Annotated in this window: 21 protein-coding genes; 12 read left to right on the plus strand and 9 right to left on the minus strand. The window is 74.4% G+C overall.

The annotated features are described in order from the left end of the window. The first annotated feature begins 116 nt into the window (after nucleotides 1-116). Nucleotides 117-488, plus strand: coding sequence for a helix-turn-helix domain-containing protein (locus ACIA8O_RS38365; protein ID WP_345288800.1), 372 nt, complete (start codon nucleotides 117-119; stop codon nucleotides 486-488). Between the two features lie 456 nt (nucleotides 489-944). Here the strand turns inward: ACIA8O_RS38365 and ACIA8O_RS38370 are convergent, their stop codons facing one another. Further along, nucleotides 945-5,576, minus strand: a complete 4,632-nt coding sequence (locus tag ACIA8O_RS38370; RefSeq protein ID WP_396298706.1) for an ATP-dependent helicase — start codon at nucleotides 5,574-5,576, stop codon at nucleotides 945-947. 259 nt (nucleotides 5,577-5,835) lie between these two features. Between ACIA8O_RS38370 and ACIA8O_RS38375 the strand changes: the two genes are divergently transcribed. From ACIA8O_RS38375 to ACIA8O_RS38385, 3 genes are read left to right on the plus strand one after another with little or no spacing between them, the layout of a single operon-like run. Further along, nucleotides 5,836-7,344: a S8 family peptidase gene (locus tag ACIA8O_RS38375; protein ID WP_396298707.1), complete on the plus strand. Its 1,509-nt coding sequence runs from the start codon at nucleotides 5,836-5,838 to the stop codon at nucleotides 7,342-7,344. Between the two features lie 44 nt (nucleotides 7,345-7,388). Then, nucleotides 7,389-7,583, plus strand: a complete 195-nt coding sequence (locus tag ACIA8O_RS38380; RefSeq protein WP_396298708.1) for a DUF3046 domain-containing protein — start codon at nucleotides 7,389-7,391, stop codon at nucleotides 7,581-7,583. 21 nt (nucleotides 7,584-7,604) lie between these two features. Beyond that, complete coding sequence (locus ACIA8O_RS38385; RefSeq protein WP_396298709.1) at nucleotides 7,605-8,918, plus strand: AI-2E family transporter; 1,314 nt, start codon at nucleotides 7,605-7,607, stop codon at nucleotides 8,916-8,918. A gap of 44 nt (nucleotides 8,919-8,962) precedes the next feature. Here the strand turns inward: ACIA8O_RS38385 and ACIA8O_RS38390 are convergent, their stop codons facing one another. Continuing rightward, complete coding sequence (locus ACIA8O_RS38390; RefSeq protein WP_396298710.1) at nucleotides 8,963-9,640, minus strand: HNH endonuclease family protein; 678 nt, start codon at nucleotides 9,638-9,640, stop codon at nucleotides 8,963-8,965. A gap of 214 nt (nucleotides 9,641-9,854) precedes the next feature. Here ACIA8O_RS38390 and recA point away from each other — a divergent pair, with 214 nt between their 5' ends. Together recA and ACIA8O_RS38400 are read left to right on the plus strand one after the other, a co-directional pair. Beyond that, nucleotides 9,855-10,961, plus strand: coding sequence for a recombinase RecA (gene recA, locus ACIA8O_RS38395; protein ID WP_396298711.1), 1,107 nt, complete (start codon nucleotides 9,855-9,857; stop codon nucleotides 10,959-10,961). Between the two features lie 7 nt (nucleotides 10,962-10,968). Then, nucleotides 10,969-11,730 carry a regulatory protein RecX gene (locus ACIA8O_RS38400; RefSeq protein ID WP_396298712.1) on the plus strand — a complete coding sequence of 254 codons (762 nt, stop codon included), beginning with the start codon at nucleotides 10,969-10,971 and terminating at the stop codon, nucleotides 11,728-11,730. Between the two features lie 34 nt (nucleotides 11,731-11,764). Here ACIA8O_RS38400 and ACIA8O_RS38405 read toward each other — a convergent pair whose 3' ends face one another. After that, nucleotides 11,765-12,634, minus strand: coding sequence for a hypothetical protein (locus tag ACIA8O_RS38405; RefSeq protein ID WP_396298713.1), 870 nt, complete (start codon nucleotides 12,632-12,634; stop codon nucleotides 11,765-11,767). A gap of 218 nt (nucleotides 12,635-12,852) precedes the next feature. Here ACIA8O_RS38405 and rny point away from each other — a divergent pair, with 218 nt between their 5' ends. The 4 genes from rny (at nucleotide 12,853) to ACIA8O_RS38425 (ending at nucleotide 16,129) form a co-directional block, all read left to right on the plus strand. After that, nucleotides 12,853-14,181, plus strand: a complete 1,329-nt coding sequence (gene rny, locus ACIA8O_RS38410) for a ribonuclease Y (protein ID WP_396298714.1) — start codon at nucleotides 12,853-12,855, stop codon at nucleotides 14,179-14,181. Nucleotides 14,182-14,271: 90 nt separating this feature from the next. Beyond that, a complete protein-coding gene (locus ACIA8O_RS38415; protein WP_396298715.1) occupies nucleotides 14,272-14,820 on the plus strand; it encodes a hypothetical protein in 549 nt (182 codons plus the stop codon). Nucleotides 14,821-14,855: 35 nt separating this feature from the next. Continuing rightward, nucleotides 14,856-15,419 (plus strand): sigma-70 family RNA polymerase sigma factor, encoded by a 564-nt coding sequence (locus tag ACIA8O_RS38420; RefSeq protein ID WP_396298716.1) that lies wholly within the window; start codon nucleotides 14,856-14,858, stop codon nucleotides 15,417-15,419. After that, nucleotides 15,416-16,129, plus strand: coding sequence for an anti-sigma factor family protein (locus ACIA8O_RS38425; protein WP_396298717.1), 714 nt, complete (start codon nucleotides 15,416-15,418; stop codon nucleotides 16,127-16,129). The genes ACIA8O_RS38420 and ACIA8O_RS38425 overlap by 4 nt, the downstream gene beginning before the upstream one ends. Nucleotides 16,130-16,724: 595 nt before the next feature. Here ACIA8O_RS38425 and ACIA8O_RS38430 read toward each other — a convergent pair. Next, the gene (locus ACIA8O_RS38430) at nucleotides 16,725-17,372 is read right to left on the minus strand and encodes a response regulator (protein ID WP_396298718.1); all 648 of its coding nucleotides are present in this window, start codon (nucleotides 17,370-17,372) and stop codon (nucleotides 16,725-16,727) included. 10 nt (nucleotides 17,373-17,382) lie between these two features. Next, nucleotides 17,383-18,555, minus strand: coding sequence for a sensor histidine kinase (locus ACIA8O_RS38435; RefSeq protein ID WP_396298719.1), 1,173 nt, complete (start codon nucleotides 18,553-18,555; stop codon nucleotides 17,383-17,385). A gap of 133 nt (nucleotides 18,556-18,688) precedes the next feature. Here ACIA8O_RS38435 and ACIA8O_RS38440 point away from each other — a divergent pair, with 133 nt between their 5' ends. Together ACIA8O_RS38440 and ACIA8O_RS38445 are read left to right on the plus strand one after the other, a co-directional pair. Then, nucleotides 18,689-19,582: an ATP-binding cassette domain-containing protein gene (locus tag ACIA8O_RS38440; RefSeq protein WP_396298720.1), complete on the plus strand. Its 894-nt coding sequence runs from the start codon at nucleotides 18,689-18,691 to the stop codon at nucleotides 19,580-19,582. Next, nucleotides 19,579-20,412 carry an ABC transporter permease gene (locus ACIA8O_RS38445; protein ID WP_396298721.1) on the plus strand — a complete coding sequence of 278 codons (834 nt, stop codon included), beginning with the start codon at nucleotides 19,579-19,581 and terminating at the stop codon, nucleotides 20,410-20,412. Before ACIA8O_RS38440 ends, ACIA8O_RS38445 begins: the two co-directional genes overlap by 4 nt. Before the next feature lie 7 nt (nucleotides 20,413-20,419). On the opposite strand, the gene ACIA8O_RS38450 is transcribed toward ACIA8O_RS38445, so the two are convergent. From ACIA8O_RS38450 to ACIA8O_RS38465, 4 genes are all read right to left on the minus strand, one after another. After that, nucleotides 20,420-22,099: an FAD-dependent monooxygenase gene (locus ACIA8O_RS38450; RefSeq protein WP_396298722.1), complete on the minus strand. Its 1,680-nt coding sequence runs from the start codon at nucleotides 22,097-22,099 to the stop codon at nucleotides 20,420-20,422. A gap of 113 nt (nucleotides 22,100-22,212) precedes the next feature. After that, nucleotides 22,213-23,046, minus strand: coding sequence for an amino acid ABC transporter permease (locus ACIA8O_RS38455; RefSeq protein ID WP_396298723.1), 834 nt, complete (start codon nucleotides 23,044-23,046; stop codon nucleotides 22,213-22,215). Continuing rightward, nucleotides 23,043-23,693, minus strand: coding sequence for an amino acid ABC transporter permease (locus ACIA8O_RS38460; RefSeq protein WP_396298724.1), 651 nt, complete (start codon nucleotides 23,691-23,693; stop codon nucleotides 23,043-23,045). Before ACIA8O_RS38460 ends, ACIA8O_RS38455 begins: the two co-directional genes overlap by 4 nt. Nucleotides 23,694-23,724: 31 nt before the next feature. Then, nucleotides 23,725-24,615: a glutamate ABC transporter substrate-binding protein gene (locus tag ACIA8O_RS38465; protein WP_396298725.1), complete on the minus strand. Its 891-nt coding sequence runs from the start codon at nucleotides 24,613-24,615 to the stop codon at nucleotides 23,725-23,727. Between the last annotated feature and the right edge of the window lie 46 nt (nucleotides 24,616-24,661).

A 24,661-nucleotide genomic window follows, 5' to 3' on the forward strand; every position in this document is an offset into this window, starting at 1 on the left:
AGGGGGCAGCCTTGCAGCCCAGAGTGAACACGACCACGGTCCCCGCACGCGATGCGGACGAGGCGGTACGGTGGGGGCGTGACATCTCGATCCGCAGTCCGAGGAGGGAGGCACCGATGATCCTGCTCCGTCGCCTACTGGGCGATGTACTGCGTCGGCAGCGCCAGCGCCAGGGCCGCACACTCCGAGAGGTGTCGGCGGCCGCCAGGGTTTCGCTCGGCTACCTCTCCGAGGTCGAGCGGGGGCAGAAGGAGGCTTCCTCCGAGCTGCTCTCCGCCATCTGCGACGCACTCGACGTCCGGATGTCCGAGGTGATGCGCGAGGTCAGCGACGAGCTCTCGCTGGCCGAACTTGCGGCGATGGCCACCCTCTCCGAGGGTGAACTGCTGAGGCCGGTGCTCGAACCCGTGTCGCTGCCGTCACCCGGCGTCGACCGGATGAGCTCCATCTCGCCGAAGGCCGCCGCCGTGGACGTGGTGGCGGCATGACACCGGCCTCCCACCGAGGAGGCCAGTGATGCGAAGCGAAGGGTCCCCGCGGGCCACCGCCGTGAGGTGGTGGCCCGCGGTGCTGCTCGGGGCCGTGGTGATCGGCGGGGGCGTCCTGCACGCCGGCTCGGCCGCGCTCGCCGTCCTGGCGGGCGGCTGGGGGCTGGCCCTGATCCCGGTGCACGCGAACCGGTGGCTGCCCCGGAAGGGTGAAGAAGCCACGTCCGACGGCCCGGCACCTGACGGAGTACGACCGGATCCGCCCAGACCCCCCGGAAGCGTCAACTCCCCGGGAACCTGAGGCCGGGGGCGCGAGGTTCAGTTGCAGCGACCCGGGGGCGCGAGGAACTGCGCGCTGGGGGACGGCAGCACGTGCAACTGGCTGACGTGCCCTCAGTTGCAGGTGGGCCGCCTTCCGGTTCGCGCAGTTCCTCGCGCCCCCGGGGTGACCATTCTTCAGCTCCTCAGGCGGTACCCCTTGGGGGACGGGTGGAAGCCCGCCTCTTCCAGGAGGCGGCCCAGGGGGGCGGTGAGGGCCGGGGCGCCGTTGATCCGCTCCACCGTGGCGGTGGTGCCCAGTGCGCCGCCGCGGACGGCCCCGGCCAGCGCCGCGAAGGCGGCCGGCTGCTCGCCCCAGGCCAGCAGCGACTTGCCGCCCCGCTCCACGTACAGCGCCGGCTCGCCGTCCAGCAGCACGACCAGGGCGCCGGCCTTGCGGCCCGGCCGGTGCGCCTTCTCGCCCTCGCCCGCGGGGGGCTCGGGCCAGGGCAGGGCGGCACCGAAGGCGTTCGCCGGGTCGGCGGCCGCCAGCACCAGGGCCTGCGGGGCCTCGGCCGCCGGGGCGGCCGTCCACTCCCCGCCGCCCAGGCGCTCCAGCCGGGAGCTGACCGAGCGCAGCCGGTCGGCCGCCCCGTCCATGGCGAACTGGGCGCCGCCCAGGCCCTCCACGAAGTACCCCCGGCGGGCCCGGCCGCGCTCCTCGAAGGCCCCCAGTACCCGGTAGACCCCGGCGAAGCCGCCGGGCACCCGCTCGGCCGCCACCGCGCCCCGGGTGAGCACCCCGTGCCGGTCCAGCAGGGCCTGTGCCTGGGCGGTGGCCCGGACGGTGGGCTCGGTGGCCGGCCGGGGCAGCAGTGACCAGCGCCCGGCCGCCGTCGGCGGGCCGGAGCGGGCCGCCGGGCGGGCCAGGCCGCGGGCGCCGCCGCCGTAGCGGCCGCGCGGGGTGGCCCGGGGCGCCCGGTGGGCGGTGGCCCCGGCGGTGCGGCCGGAGCCGAGCAGGGCCCGGAGCGGGGCCAGGGTGTCGTTGGTGACGTACCCGGCCCAGGTCAGGTCCCAGAGGGCGGTGAGCAGCTCGCCCTCGGGGGCCTCCTGGCCCGTCAGCTCCCGGACCCGCTCGGCCAGCTGACGGAAGAACAGGCCGTAGCCGCCCTCCAGGGCCTCCAGCAGGACCGTGTGCACCGGCGTCAGGGCGGGCGGCACCGGCTCGGGGCGGAGCAGGTGGGCGGCCTCCGGCAGGTGCAGGGCCAGCCAGCCGTCCTGGCCGGGCAGCGCGCCCGCGCCGGACCAGCCGACCTCGCCGGCCGCCATCAGCTCGTCCAGCATCCCGGGGGAGTAGTCCAGCAGCCGGGCCGGGAGGATCAGCCTCTCCAGCGCCGAGGCGGGCAGCGCGGTGCCCTGGAGCTGCTCCACCACCCGGACCAGCCCGTCCAGCCCGCGCAGCCGGTGACCGGCCAGGTGCTGCCACTGCGGCAGGAAGGCGGCCAGTGCCCGGGGCGGGACGGCCTCCACCTCCTGGCGCAGCGCGGCCAGCGAACGGCGGCGCAGCCGGCGCAGCACCTCGGCGTCGCACCACTCCACGGTGCCGGTGTGGCCCTCGCCGGGCCGGAACTCGCCCTGGACCAGGCGGCCGGCGGCGGTCAGGCGGTGCAGGGTGCCGGTGACCACGGCGGTGCCCAGGCCGAAGCGGGCGCCGGCCTCGGTGGCGGTGAACGGGCCGTGGGTGCGGGCGTGCCGGGCCAGCAGGTCGCCCAGCGGGTCCTTCACCGGCTCGGTGAAGGCCTCCGGGACACCGACCGGCAGCGGGGTGCCCAGCGCGTCCCGCAGCCGCCCGGCGTCCTCGATCGCGGCCCAGCGCTGTTCGCCGCCGATCCGCACCAGGACGGCCCGGCGGGCGGCCTGGAGCTCGGCGGCCCAGGCGGGCTGCGCCCCACGGGCCGTCAACTCGGCCTCGGAGAGCGGGCCGAGCAGGCGCAGCGCGTCGGCCAGGCCCTCGGTGTCCTTGATCCGCCGCTCCGGGGTGAGCCGCTGGAGCTCGGCCTCCAGCTCGGCCAGCACCTGTGGGTCCAGCAGCTCGCGCAGCTCGGCCTGGCCGAGCAGTTCGGAGAGCAGGCGGGAGTCGAGGGCGAGGGCGGCGGCCCGGCGCTCGGCCAGCGGTGAGTCGCCCTCGTAGAGGAACTGGGCGACGTAGCCGAACAGCAGGGAGCGGGCGAACGGGGACGGCTCCTGGGTGGTGACCTCCACCAGCCGGACGGCGCGCGACTCCAGATCACCCATCAGCTCGACCAGGCCCGGCACGTCGAAGACGTCCTGCAGGCACTCCCGGACGGCCTCCAGCACGATCGGGAAGGAGCCGTACTCGGCGGCCACCTCCAGCAGCTGGGAGGCGCGCTGGCGCTGCTGCCAGAGCGGGGTGCGCTTGCCGGGATTGCGGCGGGGCAGCAGCAGGGCGCGGCCGGCGCACTCGCGGAAGCGGGCGGCGAACAGGGCCGAGCCGCCGACCTGGTCGGTGACCAGCTGCTCGATCTCGGCCTTGTCGAAGAGCGTGGCGTCGGCGCCGACGGGGGCGTCGTCGGTGACGGGCCGGTCGGAAGGGAAGTCCAGGAGGTCGGCGTCGGGGAGGCGGAGCACGATGCCGTCGTCGGCGTGCATCACCTGCGGGTCCAGGCCGTGCTTCTCGCGCAGGCGTGCGCCGATGGCCAGCGCCCAGGGGGCGTGCACCTGGGCGCCGAAGGGGGAGTGCACGACGATCCGCCAGTCGCCCAGCTCGTCCCGGAAGCGCTCGACCACGATGGTGCGGTCGTCCGGGAGGTGGCCGGTGGCGGTGCGCTGCTCGGCCAGGTAGCCGAGCAGGTTCTGCGCGGCCCAGTCGTCCAGGCCGGCGGCCTTGAGGCGGACGGTGGCCTGATCGGGCGTCAGGGCGCCCAGCTCGCGGACGAAGGCGCCGAGGGCGCGGCCGAGTTCGAGCGGGCGGCCGAGGCTGTCGCCCCTCCAGAACGGCAGCCGGCCCGGGACGCCGGGGGCCGGGGTGACCAGCACCTTGTCGTGGGTGATCTCCTGGATCCGCCAGGAGGTGGTGCCCAGGGTGAAGACGTCGCCCACCCGGGACTCGTAGACCATCTCCTCGTCCAGCTCGCCGACCCTGCCCCCGCCCTTCTTCGGGTCGGCCCCGGCGATGAAGACGCCGAACAGGCCGCGGTCGGGGATCGTCCCGCCCGAGGTGACGGCCAGGCGCTGGGCGCCGGGGCGGCCGGTGACGGTGCCCGCCACCCGGTCCCAGACCAGACGGGGCCTCAGCTCGGCGAAGGCGTCCGAGGGGTAACGGCCCGCCAGCATGTCCAGCACCCCGTCGAAGGCGGACTGCGGGAGGGTGGCGAACGGTGCGGCCCGGCGGACCAGGGCCAGCAGCTCGTCCACGTCCCAGGTGTCGAGGGCGGTGATCGCGACCAGCTGCTGGGCGAGCACGTCGAGCGGATTGCGCGGCACCCGGAGGGCCTCGATGCCGCCGGAGCGCATCCGCTCGGTGACCACCGCCGACTGCACCAGATCGCCCCGGTACTTGGGGAAGACCACCCCGGTGGAGACCGCCCCGACCTGGTGACCGGCCCGGCCGACCCGTTGGAGGCCGGAGGCCACCGAAGGCGGGGACTCCACCTGGACCACCAGGTCGACCGCGCCCATGTCGATGCCCAGCTCCAGGCTGGAGGTGGCCACCACGGCGGGCAGCCGGCCGGCCTTCAACTCCTCCTCCACCAGGGCGCGCTGCTCCTTGGAGACCGAGCCGTGGTGCGCCCGCGCGATCACCGCCGGGGCGCCCGCCGCCACCCCGGAGCCGCCCATCAGCTCGGCGGGGCCGTGGGCCTCGGGGAGCGGCTCGCCGGTGGCGCGCTCGTGGGCGATCTCGTTCAGCCGGTTGCACAGGCGCTCGGCGAGGCGGCGGGAGTTGGCGAACACGATGGTGGAGCGGTGGGCCTGGACCAGGTCGACGATCCGCTCCTCCACGTGCGGCCAGATCGAGGCCTGCCGTGACGGGTCGTCGGTGCCGGTGGCGGCCGGGGGCTCGTCCAGGTCGGCGACGGGGACCACCACGGAGAGGTCGAACTCCTTGGCGGCGGGCGGCTGCACCACCTTCGCCCCGCGCCGGGGGGAGAGGAAGCGGGCCACCTCGTCGACCGGGCGGACGGTGGCGGAGAGGCCGATCCGGCGGGCCGGGCGGTCCAGCAGCTCGTCGAGACGCTCCAGGCTGAGCGCGAGGTGGGCGCCGCGCTTGGTGCCGGCCACGGCGTGCACCTCGTCCAGGATCACCGTGTCGACGCCGCGGAGCGCCTCGCGGGAGGCGGAGGTGAGGAGCAGGAAGAGGGACTCGGGGGTGGTGATCAGGATGTCGGGCGGGTGCGTCGCGATCTTCCGGCGCTCGGCGGCCGGGGTGTCGCCGGAGCGGATGCCGACCTGGACCTCGGGCTCGGGCAGGCCGAGGCGGACGGCCGCCTGGCGCAGGCCGGCCAGCGGGGAGCGGAGGTTGCGCTCCACGTCCACGGCGAGGGCCTTGATCGGGGAGATGTAGAGCACCCGGCAGCGGCGCTTCGGGTCCGCGGGGGGCGGGGTGTGGCTGAGGTGGTCGAGGGCGGACAGGAACGCGGCGAGCGTCTTCCCGGAGCCGGTCGGCGCCACCACCAGGACGTCGGAGCCGCTGCGGATCGCCTGCCAGGCCTGCGCCTGCGCGGCCGTGGGCGCACTGAACGCCCCCGAGAACCACGCCCTGGTCGCCGGGGCGAACCCCTCCAACGGATCGCTCAGCTCAGTCCGCGCCATGCCCCCATGGTGCACGGACCCTCTGACAGCGGGGACGCACCAGCAGGTGAGGCCGGGGGCGCGAGGAACTACGCAGGGGAACGGCAGCGGGTGCAACTGGCTCGCCTGCCCCGATCCGGCTCTGGGCCGTCTTCCGCTTCGCGCAGTTCCTCGCGCCCCCGGTGTAACCACCTCCACCCGTGTGCCTCAACGTAGTCAGGCGTGATCGGAATGTGGGTCATATCGTGATGAATCGGACCCGACGAGCGGAGGTCGTGCGATGGAACGGCTGGGTCTCGCCGTACGGACGCGGAAGGTGCGGGTCCGGGTGCTGCTGGGGGTGTTGATGGTGGCTCTGGTGGTCGGCGGCGCGGTGCCGTTCGTGGCCGGGCCGGGGCGGTCGTACCTGAGCTACCTGGTGCTGGCGGAGCGTCAGGACGCCGAGGGCGCCCGGGGAGCGGCCGCGCAGGCCCGTCAGGCGGGCGGCCGGGTGGTGCAGGAGTACCCGCAGATCGGGGTGGTGCTGGCGTACGCGACCGGCGGGTTCGCGGAGCGGCTCCGCGGGGCGGAGGGCATAGCCGCGGTGGGGGCGACCAGGACGACGGGGGTGCCGGGTCCGCCCGGGGCGTTGGAGGGGGAGGGGGAGTTCGGCCCGGAGGTGCGCGGGGACGCGGCGGAGACGGGGGAGGCGGACGAGGCGCTGACCCCGGACCCGGGCGAGGCGGCGGACTGGAACCTGGCGATGATCGGCGCCGGCGGGCGGGCGGCGGCGGGCGGCACCCGCCCGGCGGCCCTGGTCCGGACCCCGGGGGGAGCGGGGCCGAGCGGTCAGGAGCTGCGCCGGGTGCTGGTCGCGGTGCTGGACTCGGGGGTCGACGACACCCACCCGGACCTGCGGTCGGCGGTGGACCCGGCGGCCTCGGCCTCCTGCGCGGACGGGCGCCCGGACGCCCGGTTCGGGGCGTGGCGGCCGGACCGGGGGGTGGGGGAGAGCGGGCACGGGACCCATGTGGCGGGGATCGTCGGGGCGTCCCGGGACGGGAAGGGCGTGACGGGGGTGGCACCGGGGGTGCGGATCGCCGCCGTCCGGCTGCTGGGTCCGTTGGGGCAGTACTACGCGGAGAACGTGGTCTGCGGGATGCTCTGGTCGGCCGACCACGGGGCCCGGGCGATCAACGACAGTTACTTCGCCGACCCGTGGAAGTACAACTGCCCCCAGGAGCCGGACCAGGCGGCGCTGATCCTGGCGGTCGGCCGGGCGGTGGCCTACGCGCAGCAGCGGGGCGCGGTGGTGGTGGCCTCGGCGGGCAACGACGGGCAGGACCTGGGTGCGGTGCGGCACGACCAGCGCAGCCCCAACGACCGGCTGTCCGGCCCCGGGCAGAATCGTTTCCTCGGCCCGGAGTGCGTCCGCCTCCCCGGTGAGCTCCCGGGCGTGCTGACCGTCGCCGCGGTGGACCGCAACGGCCTGCCCTCCGGGTACAGCAACTACGGCCGCGGCCGGATCTCGATCGCCGCCCCCGGCGGGGAGCCGGACGGCGGGGCGGAGGGGGCGGTCGTCTCGGCCTGGCCCGGCGGCCGGTACGCCGCGCTGGCGGGCACCTCGATGGCGGCCGCCCACGTCACCGGGGCGGTGGCGGTCGCGGCGGCGGCCCACCCGGGCTGGCGGCCGGAGCGGCTGGCCGCGCTGCTGGCCGACGCGGCCGCCGTGAACTGCCCGTACGCGCCGGGCGCCTGCGTGGAGCGGCAGTTCTTCGGCGCGGGCGTGCTCGCGCTGCCGGCTGGCTGAGCCGGGCCCCGGACCGTCCCGGGCGGCTCCGGGATACTGGGGCCATGAGGCTGACCGAGTTCTGGCGACGGATGGACGAGCACTTCGGCGAGGCGTACGCGGAGTCGTTCGCCCAGGACCACCTGATGAGCGAGCTGGGCGGGCGGACGGTCCGTCAGGCGCTGGACGCGGGCTGGGAGGCGAAGGAGGTCTGGCGCGTGGTGTGCCGCACGCAGGGGGTGTCGGCGTTGCTCCGTTGAGCTTTGGGTAAGACTGGGCGGGTGGCCGAGAACCGTGAAGACCAGCACCCACCCCAGGAGACCCTGACCGAAGCGGCGGCACCCGTGGCCGGCGAGGCGCCCCCGCCCGACGCCGGGGAGCCGCTCGGCTCCGCCGCCGGCGGGGGCGGCGTCGGCGCGGTGGCGCAGTCGATCTGGGGGCGCGGGATGCCCCGGTGGCTGCCGCGGGCGATGGTGATGGCGCTGGTCCTGGTCGGGCTGTTCCAGCTCGCGGACTGGGCGTTCCGCCAGCTCATCGACCTGCTGGTGATGCTGCTGGTGGCCTTCTTCCTCTCGCTGGCGATGGAGCCGGCGGTGGACCGGATGGCCGCCCGCGGGGTGCGCCGGGGGCTCGGCACCTTCCTGGTCTTCATCGGTCTGGGCGTTGCCATCGCGGGCTTCCTGACCGCGCTCGGCACCCTGCTGGTCGACCAGGTGGCCAAGATCGCCGGGGACCTCCCGCACCTGGTGCAGAACCTGATCGACTGGGTGAACCGGACCTTCAACCAGAGCCTCTCGCTGGACCAGCTCCAGCAGAAGTTGCTGAAGGACTCGGGCAACATCGAGAAGTACGCGCAGCAGGCGGCGGACAACGTCTGGGGCGTCTCCAGCACGCTGATCGGCGGGCTGTTCCAGATGTTCACCGTCGGCCTGTTCACCTTCTACTTCACCGCCGACGGCCCCCGGGTGCGGCGCACGGTCTGCTCGCTGCTGCCCCCGGCCAAGCAGGCCGAGGTGCTGCGGGCCTGGGAGATCGCGCTGGCCAAGACCGGCGGCTACCTCTACTCCCGGGCGCTGCTGGCGGTGGCCTCGACCATCGCGCACTGGATCATGTTCTCGATCCTGGGCCTGCCGTACGCGGCGGCGCTGGCGGTCTGGGTCGGCGTCATGTCGCAGTTCGTGCCGACCATCGGGACGTACATCGCGGGCGCGCTGCCCGTGCTGGTCGCGCTCACGGTGGAGCCGATGGACGCGCTCTGGGTGCTGGCCTTCGTGATCGTCTACCAGCAGGTCGAGAACTACCTGCTGCACCCGCGGATCACCGCCAGGACGGTGGACGTCCACCCGGCGGTGGCCTTCGGCTCGGTGATCGCGGGGGCCGCGCTGCTCGGTGCGGTCGGCGCGCTGATCGCCATCCCGGTGGCGGCCACCCTGCAGGGCTTCGTCGGGACCTACGTGCGGCGGTACGAGGTGCAGACCGACCCGCGGATCGACCGGGGCGCGGACCGCAAGGGCCGGCGGGCCCGGCGGCGGGAGGCGGCGCGGCGGCTGCGCCACATGGTGCGCGGGGAGCGGCACGGGCACCGGGACGAATGAGAGTTGACGGGCGGTCACCCGGCGGGTGGCCGCCCGTCGTCGTCTCAGGAGGTGGCGCAGGTGTCGAGCATCTCGGAGAGCCTGGCCGCCTCGGGCGCGGTGACGGTGAGGCCGTAGAGGTGCTTCACGTCGATCCAGGCCCGGGAGTAGGTGCACCAGTAGGCCGGGTCCGGCGGGGACCACTGGTCGGGGGACTTGTCGGCCTTGGAGCGGTTGGAGGCGGCCGAGACCGCGATCAGCTGGGAGTGCTCCAGGTCGTTGGCGAAGGCCCGGCGGGTGGCGGTGGTCCACTCGTCGGCGCCGGAGCGCCAGGCGTTGGCCAGCGGGACGATGTGGTCGATGTCGACCTGGGCGGCGGCGGTCAGCACCCGGCCGTCGTACGGGCTGAGCCAGGTGCCGGTGGACGCGCGGCAGGCCTCGTCCTGGAGGACGCCCTCGCCGTCCCGGGCCAGGACGACCTCGCGGGTGTCGCACTCGCCGTACTGCTTCACCCAGTGCGGGAACTTGGCGCGGCTGTAGCCGGCCATCGAGTGCGGTTCGGCGACGGTCAGTTCGGCCAGCTCGGCGCGGGCCTGCTCGGCGGGGGAGGGCTCGGGCAGGGCGCGGACATGGGCGGCGGGGGCGGGCCCGGCGGCCGCGGCGGGGGCGGCCGTGGGCAGCAGCAGGGCGGCCAGGGCGAGGAGGACGGCGGCGGTGCGGCGCCGTCCGGTGGTGGTGATCATGCGTCCACAGGTAGTGGCCCGGGGTGCTGAGCTGGTGGTTTCACGCGGTCGTGGGCGTGGGGGCGGGGCGGTTGACTTGATTCGAACAGATGTTCCCTATACTGGCTCGCGGCGAGTTTTCCACAGGCCGAGCCCGTTCGGGGCGGATTGTCGGTGGGACGCGCTAGCGTCGAGGACGATGAAGCGCACAGCACAGAACCCGAGGGTGGAAGCCATGGCAGGTACGGACCGCGAGAAGGCCCTTGAGACCGCACTCGCCCAGATCGAGCGGCAGTTCGGCAAGGGCTCGGTGATGCGGCTCGGCGAGAAGGCCAACGAGCCGATCGACGTGATCCCGACCGGCTCCACGGCGCTGGACGTCGCCCTCGGTGTCGGCGGCATCCCGCGCGGCCGCGTGGTGGAGATCTACGGCCCGGAGTCCTCCGGCAAGACCACCCTCACCCTGCACCTGGCGGCCAACTGCCAGCGTCAGGGCGGCACCGTCGCCTTCGTCGACGCGGAGCACGCGCTCGACCCGGAGTACGCCAAGAAGCTCGGCGTGGACACCGACGCGCTGCTGGTCAGCCAGCCCGACACGGGCGAGCAGGCGCTGGAGATCACCGACATGCTGATCCGCTCCGGCGCGATCGACCTGGTGATCATCGACTCGGTGGCCGCCCTGGTGCCGCGTGCCGAGATCGAGGGCGAGATGGGCGACTCGCACGTCGGCCTCCAGGCCCGTCTGATGAGCCAGGCCCTGCGCAAGATCGCCGGTGCGCTGAACCAGTCGAACACCACCGCGATCTTCATCAACCAGCTGCGCGAGAAGATCGGCGTGATGTTCGGCTCGCCGGAGACCACCACCGGTGGCCGCGCGCTCAAGTTCTACGCCTCCGTGCGCCTCGACATCCGCCGGATCGAGACCCTCAAGGACGGCACCGAGGCGGTCGGCAACCGCACCCGCGTCAAGGTCGTGAAGAACAAGGTCGCCGCCCCGTTCAAGCAGGCCGAGTTCGACATCCTCTACGGCATCGGCATCAGCCGCGAGGGCGGCCTGATCGACATGGGCGTGGAGCACGGCTTCATCCGCAAGTCCGGCGCCTGGTACACCTACGAGGGCGACCAGCTCGGCCAGGGCAAGGAGAACGCCCGCAACTTCCTGCGCGACAACCCGCAGCTGGCCGACGAGATCGAGGTCAAGATCAAGGGCAAGCTCGGCATCGGGCCGAAGCCCGAGGGTGACGAGGCCGCTCCGGCCGCCGCCGCGGGCGCCGAGGACGAGGCGGGCGCCGTCGCGGCGAAGAAGACCGCGGCCAAGAAGACGGCGGCGGCGAAGAGCTGAGCCGGTCTTGACGCACGACAGCGGTACCGGGATGCCGGGCTCGGAGGGCGAGCCCGGCATCCCGTCGTTCGACGGGATGCTCCGCGCCTCGGACCTGACGGGCGGTCGGCGGCGCCGGCGGTCGGCGGTGGCGGCAGAGTCGGCCGAGGCACGGACGGCCGAGGCACGGACGGCCGAGTCGGCCAGCGGTCCGGACTGGATGGCCCCGCCCTCCGAGGAGCCCGGCCCCGAGCCGGAGTTGACCAAGGAGGAGCGCAAGGCCGCCCGGAAGGCCCGCAAGGAGCAGCGCGCCGCCGAGGAGGCCGACCCGGCCGAGCGGGCCCGGACGATCTGCCTGCGGCTGCTCACCGGGGCCGCCAAGACCCGCAAGCAGCTGGCCGGGGCGCTCGCCAAGCGGGAGATCCCGGAGGAGGTGGCCGAGCAGGTCCTCGACCGCCTCCAGGAGGTCGGGCTGATCGACGACGCCGCCTTCGCCGAGGCCTGGGTGGAGTCCCGGCACAACGCCCGCGGCCTCGGGCGGCGGGTGCTCTCCCAGGAGCTGCGGCAGCGCGGCGTCGCCCCGGAGCTGGCCGAGCGGGCCCTCGCCCAGGTCGACGAGGACGACGAGGAGGCGGCGGCCCGGGAGTTCGTCCGGCGACGGCTGCGCACCATGCGCGGCCTGGACGACCAGGCCAAGCTGCGTCGCCTGGTCGGAGCCCTGGCCCGCCGCGGCTACGCCGAGGGGCTGGCCTTCCGGCTGGCCAAGGAGGCGCTGGAGGCCGAGCGCTGAGCCGGACGGCGCGTCAGCCGGGCCCGGCGGCGCGTCAGTCGAGCCCGGGGGCCGGGGGAGTGCTCGGCAGGCCGATGGCTTCCCGGAAGGCCGCGGTGCCGGGCCCGTCCGCGAGGAGCCGGGTGGCCGCGCCGACCTCGCGCCGGACGGCGTCGGGGTCGGTCGAGCCCCCGGCTGCCCGCAGGTGGCCGAGCGCCGCTTCCAGCTCCCCGGCCAGGGCGGCCTTCGGTGCGGCGGCCCGGTCGCCCCAGCTCCGGGAGCCGAGCACCTCCAGTTCCGCGCTGGTGGCCCGGGCGAGTGCGCCGATCCACTCGCGGTACGCCTCGGGAGCGTGGACCGGGAACGTGCCCGGCTGCAGCACCAGGTCACGGTGGACGGCGTTCTCGGCGTCCAGGTAGGCGAGTTGGTGGTCCGTCAGGTGGTAACGGTCCTGTCGCACCGAGGAGGACCGGCTGCCCGGGAGGTCGACGACGCAGACCGTGACGGCCCGGCCGCCGGTCGCCGGCGGATCGATGTGGCGGGCCGCCGCACCGCGCGGCAGCGCCCAGCGGTCCAGGACGTAGCCGGGGAACAGCGTCTCGCAGGTCCGGTGGCTCTCCAGCTCCCCGCCCGGGAAGGTCAGCCCTTGCAGCGGGGCGGTGGCGTACACCTCGCCGAGGTGCGGCGTCCCGCACGGGACCACGGTCACCGTGCTCGGCAGGCCCGGCCCGTCGGTGGGCACGGAGAAGCAGTCGCCGACGCGGAGTTCCCGGACCGGCACCGCCCTCGGCCCCGTCGGGGCGGCGGCCCCGCCGGCCGCCCCGGTGCGGCACCCGAGCCCGGCGGCCCCGGCCGCCAGGACGCCGAGCGTCAGTCCGGCCGCCACCGTGCGGCGGCGTCCTCTCCGTGCGGTCGGTTCCCCCATGGCCCGCTCCCCCCGTGTGCCGCCGGGTCGGGCGCCCAGGGCAGCGCGACCCTAGCCGAACCGCGGTCCGTCCGTCCGCCTCCGGCCCGCTTCCCGGCCGCCGAGGTGACAGAACGTCAGCTTCCGGCCCTGACGGTTCGAGAGCGTATCTTGACCGTTTCGTGACCCCCGCTTAGCCTCACAGAAATGCGTGGTTGAGCGGGACGGGAGCGGACCCGATGTGGATCGTGACGGGGTGCCTCGGGGTTCTGCTGTTGGCGCTGGTGCTGCTGGCGTTCCGGTGGATGCGCGGCACCGAGCGGCGGGCGGTCGGTGCCGTCGGGCTGGTCGAGGCGGAACTCGGCAGCCGCCGGGCGGAGTTGGCCGCCCGGGAGGCGGCGGTGGCCGAGCGTGAGGGCGAGCAGCGCCGCGAGCTGGAGCGGCTGGCCGGCCTGACGGCCGAGGAGGCCCGGGCCGAGGTGCTGCGGACGGCCGAGGCGGCGGCCCGGCGGGAGGCCGCGGTGACCGTCCGGGAGATCGAGCGCCGGGCCCGGCGGGACGGCGAGGAGCTGGCCCGGGACATCGTCGCGGGAGCCGTCCAGCGGGTGGCGAGCGAGCAGACGGCGGAGACGGTGCTCTCCGTCCTCCGGCTCCCCGCCGAGGACCTGAAGGGCCGGATCATCGGCAAGGAGGGGCGCAACATCCGCGCCTTCGAGGCCGTCACCGGGGTCAACCTGCTGGTGGACGAGACCCCGGGCGTGGTCCAGCTCTCCAGCTTCGACCCGATCCGCCGGGAGGCCGCCCGGCTCACCCTGGAGAAGCTGGTCTCGGACGGCCGGATCCAGCCGGCCCGGATCGAGTCGGTGCACGCCCGCAGTCTGCGCGAGGTGGAGCGGCTCTGCGTCCGGGCCGGGGAGGACGCCCTGCTCGCGGCCCAGGTCGGCGAGATGGAGCCGGAGTTGGTCCGCACCCTGGGCCAGCTGCGCTACCGCACCTCCTACGGGCAGAACGTGCTGGCGCACCTGGTGGAGTCGGCCCGGGTGGGCGCGGTGCTGGCGGCCGAGGTGGGCGCGGACGCGGCGCTGGTGCGGCGGGCCGCGCTGCTGCACGACATCGGCAAGGCGCTCTCCTCCGACGCGGTCGGCAGCCACGCCCTGGCCGGGGCCGACTACGCCCGCCGCTGGGGCGAGCAGTCCGAGGTGGTGCACGCGATCGCCGCGCACCACGGCGAGGTCGACCCGCAGACCGTCGAGGCGGTGCTCGTCCAGGCCGCCGACGCCTGCTCCGGTGGCCGCCCGGGCGCCCGCAAGGAGTCGGCCGAGAACTACGTCCGGCGGCTGGCCCGGCTGGAGGAGATCGCGGTGGCCCAGCCCGGGGTCACCAAGGCCTACGCGATGCAGGCCGGCCGCGAGGTCCGCGTCCTGGTCCAGCCCGACCAGGTGGACGACATCGCCGCCCAGGTGCTGGCCCGCGAGATCGCCAAGCGGATCACCGAGGAGGTCACCCTGCCCGGCCAGGTCCGGGTCACCGTGATCCGCGAGACCCGCGCCGTCGAGGTGGCCCGCTAGAAGATTTCCTCCACCGCGTTGAGTGTTCCGCGGCTCCCCTCCGTACTGATGGGTGCGAACGCCCGTCGGAACCCGTGGGGGAGACCACTCATGCGCACGCTTCGCCGTACCGCCCTGCTGACCGCCCCGGCCGTGGCCGGCCTGCTGCTGCTCACCGGCTGCGGCTCGGAGGGCGGGTCCACCGCCGCACCCGCAGCCGCGCCGACCGCCGCGTCCTCCGCCGCGCCCTCCGCGCCCGGCGCGGACAAGGCGGTGCTCAAGGGCTCGCTGGCCGTGGGCCGCCCGTCCGGGCTGGGCCCGACCGTGCTGGACGGCCTGGGCTACACGCTGTACCGCTTCGACAAGGACACCGCCAAGCCCTCGGCCTCCACCTGCAACGGCGACTGCGCGGCCAAGTGGCCGCCGGTCCCGGTCAACGCGCAGAGCACCCTCCAGGGCGTGGACCGGGCCCTGGTCGGTACGGTGACCCGGGCGGACGGCACCCGGCAACTCACCCTGGGCGGCTGGCCGCTCTACCGCTTCGCGGGGGACAAGGCGCCGGGCGAGACCAACGGCCAGGGCGTGGGCGGCACCTGGTTCGCGGCCGCTCCCGACGGGAAGAAGGCCGCCGCCACCTCCGGCGGTGGCGGCGGCTACTGATGACCCCGCCGACCCTGGCACTGGAGGAGGGGCGCATGCGGCGCGAACAGGCGGCTCCCGGTCCGCCCCACCGGTCGGTGTCCCACCCGCCGGGCCGGGACGAGGAGTTGGTCCGGGCGCTGCACGACCGGCACGCCGCCGCCCTGATGGGCTTCGTGCTCCGGCTGGTCGGCGGCGACCGGCACCGGGCCGAGGACGTGGTGCAGGAGACGCTGGTCCGGGCCTGGCGCAACCTGCACCGGCTCGACCCGTCGGCCGACTCGCTCCGGCCCTGGCTGGTGACGGTGGCCCGTCGGATCGTCATCGACGGCCACCGCAGCCGGCAGTCCCGCCCGGCCGAGGTCGGTGACGCGGTGCTCGACGTGATGCCGGCGGAGGACGAACTGGAGCGCGCCTTGCGGCTGATGGCCATCTCCGACGCCCTGGACGCGCTGACCGAACCGCACCGGCAGGTGATCGTCGAGACCTACCTGAAGGGGCGTACCGTCAACGAGGCGGCCGTCGAACTCGGCATCCCGGCCGGCACGGTCAGGTCCCGGGTCTTCTACGCGCTGAAATCGCTCAAGAACGCTCTCGAGGAACGAGGGGTGACATCGTGACGTCCCCGCAGGAACAGCACCTCGACGTGGGTGCCTACGTCCTCGGGCTGCTCGAACCGGAGGAGATGGCGGAGTTCGCCACGCATCTGGCGGGGTGCGCCCGGTGCACCGCCGAGGCGGACGAACTCTCCGGCCTGGAACCGTTGCTGGCGGAGTACGCGGAGGCGGTCGGCCCCGCCGTGCCGCCGGCCGCTGGCGGCCGGATGCTGGAACGGCTGACCGCCGAGGTGACCGCGAGCCGGCGGTCGGCGCGCACCAGGAGGCTGTTCCTGGTGGCGGCGGCCGTGGCGGTGCTGATCGGCGGGCCGCTGGTCGGCGCCTCCCTGGGCGGGGCGGACGGCGGCCGGCCGGCCGCCCACTCCACCAGCCCCGCACAGGAGTTGATGGACCACGGGGTCCGCCACTCGGCCGCCGACGCGTCGACCGGGGCGGTCGCCACCGTCGCGCTGGAGGACCGCAAGTGGGGCACCCACGTCGCGCTCCAACTCGGCGGCGTACGGGGGCCGCTGAACTGCTCGCTGGTCGCGGTGGGCCGCTCGGGCGAGCAGCAGACCGTCACCAGCTGGGCCGTCCCGCCGGCCGGCTACGGCCTCCCGGGGCAGCCGGACAGCCTGATCACGCACGGCGGGGTCGGCCTGCCCTCCGCGCAGATCGACCACTTCGAGGTCCGTACGGCGGACGGCGCCCGGCTGGTGGCCGTCCCGGTCTGAGACCGGGTCAGGCGGGCTCTAGCCGTACAGCTCGAAGGCGGGGTGCCGGAGCCAGGCGGCGAAGGCCTCGCGGCCAGGCCCGCCGGACCGGTGGCACGGTCAGGCCCTCGACGGGAGGGTCGGTGAGGTACTCGTCGGGGTCGGGTACCTCGGGGTGCCGGTGGTCGACCGAATGGACGCCGGTCAGGTCGAACCCAGGCAGGCCCAACGGAGCCGGATCGCGGACGAAGACCACCGGGTGTGGGTCACCGGTCCGACCGGCCGGTGGTCGTGCCTGCCAACGGGTTTCGGGTGGCCGCCCCGCCGACGGGCCGTCAGAAGCCGTCCGGCGGGCGCGGGGTGTACGGGGCCTCCAGGGCCGCGGCCTCCGTGTCGGTGAGGTGCAGGCCGGGGGCGGCGGCCGCGTCGTCGAGGTGCCGAAGCTCATGCCGCCGAGCGCGATCCGGCTGACCTCCAGGTTCGAGCCGCCCAGCGTGGTGTACTCCATGTCCGCCCCTCGTCCGGTTCCGTTCCGGGGACCACCCTGCTCCGGTCCGCCGGGCGTGACCAGACCGGGCCGGGGGTGGCCCTGGTGGGGCCATCCTCCGACGGGCCGTCAGACGGTGACCAGGCCCGCCTCGTAGGCGAGGATCACCAGGCGGACCCGGTCGCGGGCGTCGAGCTTGGCGAGCAGGCGGCTGAGGTAGGTCTTGGTGGTGGCCGGGCTGATCACCAGCTGCTCGGAGATCTCCGCGTTGGACAGGCCCCGGCCGACCAGGGTGAGCACCTCGCGCTCGCGGTCGGTGATGCCGGCCAGTTCCCGCCGGGCGGTGGTGCCCGGGCGGGCGGTGAACTCGGTGATCAGGCGGCGGGTGACGGACGGGGCGAGCAGCGCCTCGCCGCCCGCCACCACCCGGACGGCGGCCAGGATCTCGTCGAGGGCCATGTCCTTGACCAGGAAGCCGGAGGCGCCGGCCCGCAGGGCGCCGTGCACGTTCTCGTCCTCGTCGAAGGTGGTCAGCACGATCACCTGCGGTCCGGCCGGGCCGGAGGTGATCCGGCGGGTGGCCTCGATGCCGTCCAGTACCGGCATCCGCAGGTCCATCACCACCACGTCGGGGCGCAGTTCGGCGGCCAGGGCGACGGCCTCGGCGCCGTTGCCGGCCTCGCCGGCCAGCTCCAGGTCGGGGGCGTCGGTGATCACCATCTTCAGGGCGGCGCGGACCAGTGGCTGGTCGTCGGCGAGCAGGACACGGACGGTCATCGGGCTCCTGTCAGCGGGGAAGCGGAGAGGCGGGGAGGGGGAGGCGGACGGTGACCCGGAAGCCGCCGCCGGGCAGCGGGCCGGTGGCGAGCTCGCCGTGCAGCAGGGCGACCCGCTCGCGCATGCCGACCAGGCCGAAGCCGGACGGCCCGGGGCCGGGACCGGCCCCGCGGTCGGTGACCTCCAGCAGCAGGGCGTCGGGGAGCTGGTCGACCGTCACCAGGCAGTGGTCGGTGCGCGCGTGCTTGAGCACGTTGGTCAGCGACTCCTGCACGATCCGGTAGGCGGAGACGTCGACCTCCGGCGGCAGCGGGACGGCCTCGCCGGTGCGCCGCAGCTCCACCCGGAGGCCGGCGGCGGTGGTGGACTCCGCCAGCCGGAACAGGTCGGCCACCCCGAGGTCGGGCGCGAGCGCGTCCTCGGTGCGCAGGGCGACCAGCATCCGGCGCAGCCCGGCCAGGGTCTCCCGCCCGGTGGTCTCGATGGTGCCCAGCGCCTCCCGGGCGGCTTCCGGCTGACGGTCGATCACCCGCTTGGCGGCGCCGGCCTGGAGGGCGATCACGCCCATGCTGTGGGCCACCATGTCGTGCAGCTCGCGGGCGATCCGCAGCCGCTCGTCGGTGACGGCCTGTTCGGTGGCCCGGGTCCGGGTCTCCTCGTGGTGCTCCCTGCTCCGCCGCTCGGAGCTGCCGAGCAGCCAGGCGATCACCACCAGCAGGGCGACCGGGAGTTCGGTGGAGATCCCGGCCGTCCACCCGCAGACCAGCCGGACGCCGAGGTACGCGACCAGCAGGCCGAGCGCCGCGCCGAGGGCCCCCAGCGAGCGGCGCCGGGGCAGGGCCGCGGCCAGGAAGTAGACCGCCACGTCCACCGCCAGGTACTGCTGGAGCGGGAGCTCCGTCACGCTGAGGGGGGTCGCGCCGATGACCGCCCCGGCCAGCACCCAGCCCAGCCCGCCGGCCGGACGGGTGGTCAGCCGCCGTGCGCCGAGCGCGGTGACGAGACCGGCCACGGCGTGCCAGAGGACACCGTCCCACCGCAGGAAGACGACCCCGGGGCCGATCGCCGATTCGTACTCGCCGGGGAGGCGCACCCGGAACAGCACGGTGAGCACGGTGCCCGCGCACCAGGCGAGCACCGTCCAGGTGGCCGGGGTGAACCGCCCTAGCAGGGGTATTCGCATGGCGCCGATGCTAGCGATCATGGACGGTCCGGTCATCGGCCCGTGGTCGTACGCCCGTGGAGGACATCCACCGCCCGGGGTGACACCACCGGGCCGACGACCGGGCCCGGGGCGCGGCGGCAGGCTCGGAGCCATGATCGAGGTCAACGAACTGACGAAGCGTTACGGCTCCACGACCGCCGTCCGCGGTCTGACCTTCACCGTCCGCCCGGGCCGGGTGACGGGCTTCCTGGGGCCGAACGGCTCGGGCAAGAGCACCACGCTGCGGATGGTCCTCGGCCTGCACACCCCGAGCAGCGGCTCGGTGCTGATCGACGGCCGCCCGTTCCGGGACCGGCCGCGCGGGCTGCGGCAGGTCGGCGCACTGCTGGACGCGGGCGAGGTGCACGGCGGCCGCAGCGGCCGGGCCCACCTGGCCGCGCTGGCCCGGAGCAATCGCATTCCGCGCTCCCGGGTGGAGGAGGTGCTGGCCGAGGTCGGTCTCACCGGGGCGGCCGGGCGGCGGATCGGCGGGTACTCGCTCGGCATGCGCCAGCGTCTGGGCATCGCCGGTGCGCTGCTCGGCGACCCACCGGTGCTGCTCTTCGACGAGCCGCTGAACGGGCTGGACCCGGAGGGCGTGCGCTGGGTGCGCGGGCTGTTCCGGCGGCTGGCCGCCGAGGGCCGCACGGTCTTCGTCTCCAGCCACCTGATGACCGAGATGGAGCACACCGCCGACGAGCTGGTGGTGATCGGCCGGGGCGAACTGATCGCGGCCGAGAGCCTGACCGCCTTCGCCGCCCGCGGCGGCGCCACCGTCACCGTCCGCACCCCGGGCCATGCCGAGCTGGCCGCGCTGCTGGCCGAGCGGGGCGCACGGGTGAGCGCCGACGGCGGGGTGCTCACCGTCGCCGGGATGGCCGCCGCCGAGATCGGCGAACTGGCGCTCCGTCACCACCTGCCGCTGCACGAGCTCAGCCCGCGTACGGCCTCGCTCGAACAGGCCTTCATGGACCTCACCTCCGACCACGCCGGGAGCATCCGATGACCACCGCCGCCCTCACCGCCGAACCCCGCGCCCGCCTCGCCGACCTGGTCGCCGCCGAGTGGATCAAGCTCTGGTCGCTGCGCTCCACCGCCGGGACCCTGCTGCTGACCGCGCTCGCCGTGCTCGGGCTGAACGTCGGCACCGCCTGGGACCAGGTCCGCTACTGGGACGTGATGCCTCCGGCCGACCGGGCCGAGTTCATCGCCGAGGGCCTGTCCCTGATGACCGCCTACACCTCCAACGGGGCCATGGTGCTGCTGCTCGCGGTCGGTGCCTGGGGGGCGGTCACCGTCACCGGCGAGTACGGCACCGGCCTGATCCGGACCACCTTCGTCGCGGTGCCGGCCCGCGGCTCGGTGATGGCGGCCAAGGCCTTGGTGGTCGCGGCCGTGGCCACCGTGTTCGGGGCGCTGCTGGCGGCGGTCTCGTTCTGGGCCACCCAGGCCCAGTACGCCGGGCAGCACGCCGGGGTGACGATCGGTCACCCTGGTGCGCTGCGGCTGGTGGTGGCCTCCGCGCTGCTCGCCCCGGTGGCCGCGCTGACCGGGATGGCCGTCGGCGCGCTGCTGCGGCACTCCGCCTTCTCGGTGGTGGCCGCCACGGTGCTGCTGCTGATCGTGCCCGCCATGCTGAGCACCCGCCGCCACTGGACCGCGGTGTTCGCCAACGCGATGCCGTACCGGGCCTGGAGCACGCTGACCGAGCGCCCGGACATCGCCGCCCTGCAGCCCTATCCGGCCACCCATGGCGGCGCTTGGCTGGTGCTCGCCTGCTGGGCGGCGGCCGCCGTCCTGGTCACCGCGCTGGCCGTCCGCCATCGGGACCAGTGACGGGCCGTCAGGACCCCGTCAGGTCGGGGCTGGTGATCGGGGCCGGGCCGCCGCGGGCGTGCTGGGCGAGGGCCTGCAGGGCGTCCGGCTCGGCGCCGTGGGTGGTGCCGACGACGTGGCCGTCGGGGCGGATCAGCAGGACGGTGTGCGGGTCGGCGGCCGGGTACTGGTCGGTGACCAGTACCTCGGCGGGGATCGGCAGCGAGGCGGCCAGCGAGGTCAGCCGGGGCATCAGGCCGGCCGAGAGCCAGTGCCGGGAGGACCAGACGGTGGCGCCGGGGGCGACCAGCAGCAGCAGGAAGCCGCCGCCGAGCCGGTCGTGCAGGTGGTCGGGGACGCCCTCGGTGGTGATCACCGGGACGTCGGGGGCCAGCACGCCGGGGGCGGTCGGCGGGAGCTGCTCGGTGAGCGCGGTGCCCTTGGGGCCGCGCTGCGGCGGCACCCGGCTCGGTACGCCGGACGGCGCCTCGGGGTAGGCGGGGGCGCCGCCGAACCGGCCGGTGCCGAGCTGACCGTCGGTCAGCAGCGGTGCGTGCTTGCGGAAGGAGCCGGTCAGCAGCGAGCGCCTGGTCTGGGCCCAGCCGCGCAGCGGCCGCAGCAGCGGCATCGACTGGTCCACCGCGCGCAGCCGGGCGCCGACCGCGCCGCGCCGCTCGGTCTCGTACCCGTCCAGCAGGCTGGACTCGGCCCCGGAGCCGGCCCCGGAGTGCAGGTGCCAGGCCAGGGCGAGCCGCCAGGAGAGGTTGTCCACGTCCCGCAGGCCGTCGGCGAGGTTCTGCATGCCGAGCGCTCCGTGCAGGTGGGCGGCGTCCCCGGCCAGGAAGCAGCGGCCGACCCGGAAGCGGGCGGCCAGGCGCTGCTGGGCGGTGTGGTCGGCGGCGGCCAGCAGCTCGAACTTCGGGAGCTCGCCGCACCAGCCGGTCAGGGTGGAGCGGACCCGGGCCAGCAGGGTGTCACCGGTGACGATGCCGGGCCAGGTGGCGTGCGGGTCGACCGGGGTCTCGGGGGCCGGGCGGCCGGGCGGCAGCCGCCAGTCCAGCCGCCAGAGGCCGTCCGGCAGGGGGCGGGCGGAGGCCTCGCGGTCGCCGCGCCACGGCGGCTCGCGGTGCAGCCGGGCCTCGCCGGGGAAGGGCAGGTCCACCCGGAGGGTGGCGACGGCGTGCCGGTCCACCGCGGGGCGGCCGGGGAAGCGGACCTTGAGCAGCTTCCGGACGGCCGAGCGGGCCCCGTCGCAGCCGACCAGGTGGCTGCCGCGCCACCAGGTGGAGGTGCCGTCCCTGGTGTGCTCGGTGCGGACGGAGACGCCGTCCCCGTCCTGCTCCAGCTCCACCAGGCGGGTGTGCGGGGTGAGTTGGATCAGCGGGGTGGCGGTGGCCGCGTCCCGCAGGCCGCGGTGCAGACGGTGCTGGGGCAGGTGGCTGATCCCGCTGAGGGGGAGCCGGAGCACCTCGGAGCGCCGCCGGTAGACGGTGAAGGCGTCCCAGTACACGGCGTCGGACCCGGCCCGCTGGTAGCCGAGCCGGGTCAGGAAGCCGGTGGTCTGCTGGGTGAGCACCACGCTGCGCGGGCCCTCGGAGCAGACTCCGGTGCCCTCGTCCAGGACGACGGTCGGCACCTCGTGCCGGGCCAGGGCGAGCGCCAGGGCCAGGCCGACCGGCCCGGCCCCGACGATGATCACCGGATCCACGACGGGACCTCCTCGGACCGGTCGGTCCGAGCTGGGGCAGCGGCGGCCGACGGAGCGTCAGGGGTCCCGGGTGGTGTCACGAAGAGCAATGCAACAGATCACCTGCGTGTCCGTCAAGCAGCGGCCGTTGTGCGCCGGTTCGCGCCGCGGCGGCTCCAGCCCTCCAGCCACTTGGCGAGCGCCGTCAGCAGGAGGCAGCAGAGGATGTAGATCGCGCCGACCACGATGGTGGCCGGGATGTAGGGGTAGCCGTCCGGGGTGTCCCAGGTGGCGGCGATCTTCTTGCCGACGTTCAGCAGCTCGGGGTAGGTGATCACGTACCCGAGCGAGGTGTCCTTGAGGGTGACCACCAGCTGGCCGATGATCGCGGGCAGCATGGCCCGGACCGCCTGCGGGGTGAGGATCACCGTCATGACCTGGGTCTTGCGCAGGCCGAGCGCGTAGCCGGCCTCGCTCTGGCCACGCGGCACCGCGTTCATGCCGGAGCGGATGATCTCGGCCTGGACGGCGCCGTTGTACAGGGTCAGACCGGTCACCAGAGCCCAGAACGGGGTGGAGGTGAAGACCGCCACGTAGAGCCCGAAGATCATGATCAGCAGCGGCATCGCGCGGAAGAACTGGACCACGGCGGTGCAGACGGCGCGCACCGGCTTGTGGTCGGAGAGCCGGCCGATCGCCAGCAGGGCGCCGAGCACCAGCGAGAGCACCGCGGCGGTGGCGAAGGCCAGCAGGGTGTCCAGCAGCGCGGTGAGGATGGTCTCCTGCGTGTTCTTGTAGGCGAACACGTCCCACATCTCGGGCGAGAACTGCCCGGCGTCGCGCAGCTTGGTGAACGCGTACCAGAGGCCGCCCAGCAGGGCGAGGCCGGCCACCACGCTCAGGGCGTGGTTGCGGATCCGGGCCCGGGGCCCGGGGACGTCGTAGAGGACGCTGCTCTTGGCGCTCAACGGGCCACCGCCAGACGGGATTCCAGGAACTTGAAGAACAGGGCGACGCAGGTGCTGAGGAACAGGTAGGCGAGCGCGACCCAGAAGAAGATGCCGAGGATCGAGTAGCCCTTCTCGTTCAGCGTGGTCTGGAAGTTGAACAGCTCCCCCACGCTGAACGCACCGGCCACCGCCGAGTTGCGGGGGAGCGCGATGAAGACGCTGCTGAGCGGGCCGAGCACGGTCCGCCCGGCCTGCGGCAGCACGATCTGGGTCAGGGTCTGACCGAACGTCATCCCGAGGCTTCGGGCCGCCTCCGCCTGCCCGACCGGCACGGTGTTGATGCCGGACCGGATCACCTCGCAGACGAACGAGGCGGTGTAGGCGGAGAGTGCGATCACCGCGAAGGTGAAGTGGTCGAAGTGCACGTCCAGGCGCGGGAGTCCGAAGACCACCGCGAAGAACAGGACGGTCAGCGGGGTGTTCCGGAAGATGTTCACCCAGACGGTGCCGAAGACCCGCAGCACCGGGACCGGGGAGACCCGGAAGGCCGCCAGCAGGACACCCAGCAGCAGGGCGAACAGCGCGCTCAGCGCGCTGAGTTCGACCGTCTGCAGGAACCCGTTCCGGAACAGCTCGAAATTGCCGTCCTCGAAGAGTATGCCCATGCCGGCGGCCCTCCTTTCGTTACCAGACGGGTCAGTTGGTGAGCGCCGGGATCTCCGGGGCCGGGGAGCCCGAGAGACCGAGGGTGGCGTCGTAGGCCTTCTTCCAGTCGCCGTTGTCCTCGTGCGCCTTCAGCGCGGCGATGACGGCCTGCTGGAACGCCGGGTCCTCCTTCTGGACGCCGATGCCGTACGGCTCCTTGGAGAACGGCTTGCCGACGACCTTGAGCTTGCCCTGGTTCTTGGCGGCGAAGCCCTTGAGGATCGCGTCGTCGGTGGTGACCGCGTCGACCTCGTCGGTGAGCAGCTTGTCCACGCACTGGGCGTAGGTCTCGTACTCGATGGTCTCGCCCGGGTTGTACGTCTTGATCTGCTTCACCGAGGTGGAGCCGGTGGCCGAGCAGACCTTCTTGCCCGCGACGGACTCGGGGCCGGTGATCGCGGTGTTGTCCTTCTTCACCAGCAGGTCCTGGCCGGCCACGTAGTACGGGCCGGCGAAGGCGACCTTCTCCTTGCGGCCGGCGTTGATGGTGTAGGTGCCGACGTAGTAGTCGATCTGGCCGCCCTGGAGCGCGGTCTCGCGGTTGGCCGAGACGATCGTCTTGAACTCGATCTTGTCCGGGCCGAAGCCGAGGTCGGCCGCGATCATCTTGGCGATCTCGATGTCGAAGCCGTCACGGCTCTTGGTGGTGACGTTCTCGAAGCCGAGGAAGGGCTGGTCGGACTTGGCGCCGACGATGAGCTTGCCGCGCTTCTTGGCCTCCTCGAAGACCTTCGAGCCCTCGACCTTGGCGTCGGTCTTCACCGTGTAGGTGGGCAGCTTGGCGGCATCGTCGGAGGCCTTCGGGGCCTCCTTGCCGCAGGCCGCGACGGCGGTCAGCGCGAGCACGGACAGGGCGGCGGCGATGGTACGACGGGTCCTCATGAAGGAGCTGTCTCCTCGATCGTGGGCACGGTGGAGCCGGGCCGGG

The organism is Kitasatospora sp. NPDC051853 (assembly GCF_044452665.1).
Lineage (GTDB): Bacteria > Actinomycetota > Actinomycetes > Streptomycetales > Streptomycetaceae > Kitasatospora.

Coding starts and splice junctions, on each gene's coding strand:
- ACIA8O_RS38365 (WP_345288800.1), top strand. CDS start 117: ATGATCCTGCTCCGTCGCCTACTGGGCGATGTACTGCGTCGGCAGCGC.
- ACIA8O_RS38370 (WP_396298706.1), bottom strand. CDS start 5,576: ATGGCGCGGACTGAGCTGAGCGATCCGTTGGAGGGGTTCGCCCCGGCG.
- ACIA8O_RS38375 (WP_396298707.1), top strand. CDS start 5,836: ATGGAACGGCTGGGTCTCGCCGTACGGACGCGGAAGGTGCGGGTCCGG.
- ACIA8O_RS38380 (WP_396298708.1), top strand. CDS start 7,389: ATGAGGCTGACCGAGTTCTGGCGACGGATGGACGAGCACTTCGGCGAG.
- ACIA8O_RS38390 (WP_396298710.1), bottom strand. CDS start 9,640: ATGATCACCACCACCGGACGGCGCCGCACCGCCGCCGTCCTCCTCGCC.
- recA (WP_396298711.1), top strand. CDS start 9,855: ATGGCAGGTACGGACCGCGAGAAGGCCCTTGAGACCGCACTCGCCCAG.
- ACIA8O_RS38405 (WP_396298713.1), bottom strand. CDS start 12,634: ATGGGGGAACCGACCGCACGGAGAGGACGCCGCCGCACGGTGGCGGCC.
- rny (WP_396298714.1), top strand. CDS start 12,853: ATGTGGATCGTGACGGGGTGCCTCGGGGTTCTGCTGTTGGCGCTGGTG.
- ACIA8O_RS38415 (WP_396298715.1), top strand. CDS start 14,272: ATGCGCACGCTTCGCCGTACCGCCCTGCTGACCGCCCCGGCCGTGGCC.
- ACIA8O_RS38420 (WP_396298716.1), top strand. CDS start 14,856: ATGCGGCGCGAACAGGCGGCTCCCGGTCCGCCCCACCGGTCGGTGTCC.
- ACIA8O_RS38430 (WP_396298718.1), bottom strand. CDS start 17,372: ATGACCGTCCGTGTCCTGCTCGCCGACGACCAGCCACTGGTCCGCGCC.
- ACIA8O_RS38435 (WP_396298719.1), bottom strand. CDS start 18,555: ATGCGAATACCCCTGCTAGGGCGGTTCACCCCGGCCACCTGGACGGTG.
- ACIA8O_RS38440 (WP_396298720.1), top strand. CDS start 18,689: ATGATCGAGGTCAACGAACTGACGAAGCGTTACGGCTCCACGACCGCC.
- ACIA8O_RS38445 (WP_396298721.1), top strand. CDS start 19,579: ATGACCACCGCCGCCCTCACCGCCGAACCCCGCGCCCGCCTCGCCGAC.
- ACIA8O_RS38460 (WP_396298724.1), bottom strand. CDS start 23,693: ATGGGCATACTCTTCGAGGACGGCAATTTCGAGCTGTTCCGGAACGGG.
- ACIA8O_RS38465 (WP_396298725.1), bottom strand. CDS start 24,615: ATGAGGACCCGTCGTACCATCGCCGCCGCCCTGTCCGTGCTCGCGCTG.